Raw genomic sequence first — 3,717 nt, forward strand, 5'->3', positions numbered from 1 at the left:
GCCGGAGGCGTAGGAGGCGCCGCCGCCGCCGTGGACGTGGAGGTCCACGAAGCCGGGGACGACGGTGTGGCCGGTCAGGTCGAGGTCGCCGGGCTGGGCCTTCCCACCGCTCGCGCCGTCGGTGAGGGCGGCGATCCGGTCGCCCTCGACGGCCAGCCGGCCGCCCTCGACGACACCGCCGGGCAGCACCAGCCGGGCGCCGGACAGGGCAGTACGGTCACGGTCCGCGGTGGTCACGCGGTCACCTCCATCGAGAGCAGGTCCCAGGCGAGCAGGCCGGCGCCCAGGGACGCGGCGGTGTCTTTGAGCATGGCGGGTACGACCTTCGGGGGCATCTGGAAGGTCAGGCGCTCGGTGACCGCCGCGCGCAGCGGGGTGAAGAGCGTGTCGCCGGCCTCGGCCAGCCCGCCGCCGACGATGACCGTGGAGGGGTCGAGCAGGCTCTGGGCCAGCACGATGCCGTCGGCCAGCGCGTCGACCGCGGTCTGCCAGACGGCGCGGGCGCGGTCGTTCCCGGCGTCCACCGCGGCGGCGCAGGATGCCGCGTCGGCGTCGGGGTCGCCGCTGGCCTCGGCCCAGGCGCGGGAGACGGCCGAGGCGGAGGCCAGCGTCTCCAGGCAGCCGCGGGCGCCGCAGCCGCACTGCGGGCCGCCGGGGCGGACCACGACGTGGCCGATCTCGCCGCCGTAGCCGTGCGCGCCGGCCTCGATCCGGCCGTCGATGCCGATGGCGCCGGCGATGCCGGTGCCCAGCGCGATGAACAGGAAGCGGTCGACGCCCTGACCCGCGCCGATCCGCCCTTCGGCGAGGCCGCCGGAGCGCACGTCGTGGCCGAGGGCGACCGGCAGGCCCCCGAGGCGCTCGCCGAGCAGCTTGCGCAGCGGGAGGTCGCGCCAGCCGAGGTTGGCGGAGAAGACCGCGATCCCGTTCTTCTCGTCGATCGTGCCGGGCACGGCCACGCCGGCCGCCAGCGGGGCGTGCCCGAAGCGGGCACGGCCCTCGTCGGCGAGGTCGGCGGCGAAGCCGAGGATGGCGGCGACCACGGCGTCGGTGCCGTGTTCCCGCCCGGTCGGTCGGCGTGCTTCGAACAGCACGGAGCCGTCCTGGGCGAGCAGCGCGGCCTTCATGCCGGTGCCGCCTACATCGAGTGCGATGACGTGCTTCACGGAGGACAGTTTCCCTTGGTCGGGTCGAAGAGGTCTAGTCCAGTTGTCGGATTGGTCTGGTCCATACTGGGTGAGCTTTGTCTCGGCTGCGGGGGTGTGCGGGGCTTTGTGTCCCGGAGTCCGGCTGAGGGCCTCCGTTCGCCTGTTGTTGCGCATCGTGCAATGAACCAGGGCACTTCGGTAACTACTCGACGGGTGAGGGCGAGTGGTGTGGACCAGTGTGCGAGCGGTTTGGGAATGTGGCGCTCCCCCTGCCGGATTCCCTCGTCCGGCTGCAGTTCTTTTTGAAGGCGGTACCCGCGTTGGACAGGCGCGCCCACGTTTCCCTCCGTGTGCTCGGTACGGCGTTGGCCGGAGCACTGGTGCTCACCACGGTCAGCGCGTGCAGCGGGCAGGGCGACGGGTCGGTCACGCTCAAACTGGTCGCCGCGGACTACGGGGAGAACGCCGAGACCAGCTCCAAGCACTACTGGGACGAGGTCTCCAAGGCCTTCGAGGCGGCCAACCCCGGCATCAAGGTCCAGGTCGAGGTGGACAGCTGGACCGACATCGGCAAGAAGGTCGACGACATGATCGCGGCCGGGAAGTCGCCCGACCTGCTGCAGACCGGCGGCTTCGCCGAGCAGGTCGCGGCGGACCGGCTGTACGCGGCCGCGGACGTCCTCTCGATGGACACCCAGGCCAAGTTCATGGACAACTTCTCGCACGCCGGGCAGGTGCTGGGGACCCAGTACGGGATCCCCTTCGTCTCCTCCTCGCGGGTGCTCTTCTACAACAAGGCGATCTTCAAGCAGGCCGGGATCACCCAGCCGCCGACCACCTGGAACGAGCTGCGGGCCGCGGCCGAGAAGATCAAGGCGAAGGTGCCCGGGGTGACCCCGTACGGGCTGCCGCTGGGGCCCGAGGAGGCGCCGGCCGAGTCGATGCTGTGGACGCTGAGCGGGGGCGGCTCGCTCTCGGACGACGTCGGCAACTACACCATCGACAGCGACCAGAACCAGGCGACCTTCAACTGGCTCAAGAACAACCTGGTCGGCACCGGGCTGACGTATCCGGACCCGGGCAAGATGAACCGCACGCCGGTGTTCCAGGACTTCGCCTCCGGGAAGGTCGCGATGCTCAACGGGCACCCGACCCTGCTGCGGATGGCGTCCGCCGGGAAGATCGACTTCGGGACGGCGGCCATCCCGAAGAAGGACGGCGTGGGGCGGACGGGGAGCCTCGGCGTCGCGGACTGGATGATGGCGTTCAAGGCCAACGGGCACAAGAACGAGATCAAGAAGTTCCTGTCCTTCGTGTACGCCAAGGACTACCAGCTCAAGTTCGACGAGCAGTACAACCTGCTGCCGGTGACCCAGGACGCCTTCGGCCAGATGTCCTCGGACCCCAAGCACGAGGACCTCAAGCAGTTCGCGGTGGGGCTGACCAATGCCAGCTTCTACCCGTTCGGGGACCCGGCCTGGGGTGAGGTCAGCAACCGGATCAAGACGGGGATCGGGCAGGCGGTGACCGGGGAGCCGAAGCAGGTGTTGCAGGGGCTGCAGGACGCGGCGATGAAGGAAGCGGGGCGGGTCCGGAAGCAGTGAGGCCCCCCGGGGGGCGGGGGCCTTCTTCGGGGGCGGGGGTGCTTGTCGGGGCGGGGCCGGTTTTCAGGCGGGATGGGGGCTGGGTTCGGGGCGGGGCTGGGTTCAGGGGAGGGTGATCGCGTAGGCCTTGCGGAGGGTTTCGTGGACCGTCCAGGTGGTGCGGTCGCCCTCGCGTAGGACGGCGCAGTCGCCGGGGCCGACGGACAGGGTCGGGCCGCCCTCGATCTCGATGGTGGCCCGGCCGCTCAGCACCACGAACATCTCGTCGGCCTCGACGTCGGTGACCACGCCCGGGGTGATCTGCCAGATGCCGCGCAGCTGGCGGCCGTCGGGGGACTCGGCGAGGACCTTTCCGGTGACCTCGGGGGTGCCGGAGACGATCTGGGACGGGTCGAGGGGCTCGGGGACGAGGTCGGCGGTGGGGATGTGGACGGCGAAGCTGGTCATGGGGGTGACGCTAGTCGGGCGGGGGTGCCGGGGTGGGGGGGCAGAGTGTGTCGGGGGTGCGTCCGAGAATGACACTTCGTAGGTCCGTGGAGTCCGTGGGGGTCCGTGGGTTTCCGTTGGGGGGATGTGCGGAGGTGGTGCGTGGTGGGTGAGCTGAGTGAGCGGGATCGGGCGGTGCTGGCGCTGGAGGGGCGGCAGTGGCGGACGGCGGGGGCCAAGGAGCGGGCGATCCGGGAGGAGTTGGGGCTCTCCTCTACGCGGTACTACCAGGTGCTGAACGGGTTGTTGGACCGGGAGGAGGCGTTGGCGTTCGCGCCGGTGTTGGTGAATCGGTTGCGGCGGGTGCGGGAGGGGCGGCGGGGGGCTCGGTGAAGGCCGCTGCGCGGGGCTGGGGTGTGGGGGTGGGCTTTCGGGAGGGTGGGTTGGTCCGGGGGCGGTTCCGGGGGTGGGCGCTCCGGGGGCTGGATGATTTTCGGACCGCCGACCCTCATGGTGGGGGGTGCTCGCCGTTGGCGGTC

General features: G+C 71.1%; 4 protein-coding genes and 1 pseudogene. 2 read left to right on the top strand and 3 right to left on the bottom strand.

The annotated features are described in order from the left end of the window. Positions 1–237: pseudogene (locus AB0F71_RS39760) on the bottom strand (N-acetylglucosamine-6-phosphate deacetylase); the annotation flags it as partial. Beyond that, the gene (locus AB0F71_RS39765; protein WP_360246173.1) at positions 234–1,166 is read right to left on the bottom strand and encodes an ROK family protein; all 933 of its coding nucleotides are present in this window, start codon (positions 1,164–1,166) and stop codon (positions 234–236) included. The gene AB0F71_RS39765 and the pseudogene AB0F71_RS39760, both read right to left, overlap by 4 nt. A 347-nt stretch (positions 1,167–1,513) precedes the next feature. On the opposite strand from AB0F71_RS39765, the gene AB0F71_RS39770 reads away from it, so the two are divergent. Further along, complete coding sequence (locus AB0F71_RS39770) at positions 1,514–2,752, top strand: extracellular solute-binding protein (protein ID WP_360246176.1); 1,239 nt, start codon at positions 1,514–1,516, stop codon at positions 2,750–2,752. Between the two features lie 102 nt (positions 2,753–2,854). On the opposite strand, the gene AB0F71_RS39775 is transcribed toward AB0F71_RS39770, so the two are convergent. Further along, on the bottom strand, positions 2,855–3,199 hold the full coding sequence (locus AB0F71_RS39775; RefSeq protein ID WP_360246179.1) for a cupin domain-containing protein: 345 nt from the start codon (positions 3,197–3,199) through the stop codon (positions 2,855–2,857). Between the two features lie 144 nt (positions 3,200–3,343). On the opposite strand from AB0F71_RS39775, the gene AB0F71_RS39780 reads away from it, so the two are divergent. Next, positions 3,344–3,571, top strand: coding sequence for a DUF3263 domain-containing protein (locus AB0F71_RS39780; RefSeq protein WP_350510489.1), 228 nt, complete (start codon positions 3,344–3,346; stop codon positions 3,569–3,571). The last annotated feature ends 146 nt before the right edge of the window (positions 3,572–3,717 follow it).

It is taken from the genome of Kitasatospora sp. NPDC028055 (assembly GCF_040637885.1).
Taxonomy (GTDB): domain Bacteria; phylum Actinomycetota; class Actinomycetes; order Streptomycetales; family Streptomycetaceae; genus Kitasatospora.

Excerpts from the sequence above, each read along its gene's own strand:
- AB0F71_RS39775 (WP_360246179.1), bottom strand. The coding sequence starts at position 3,199 with ATGACCAGCTTCGCCGTCCACATCCCCACCGCCGACCTCGTCCCCGAG.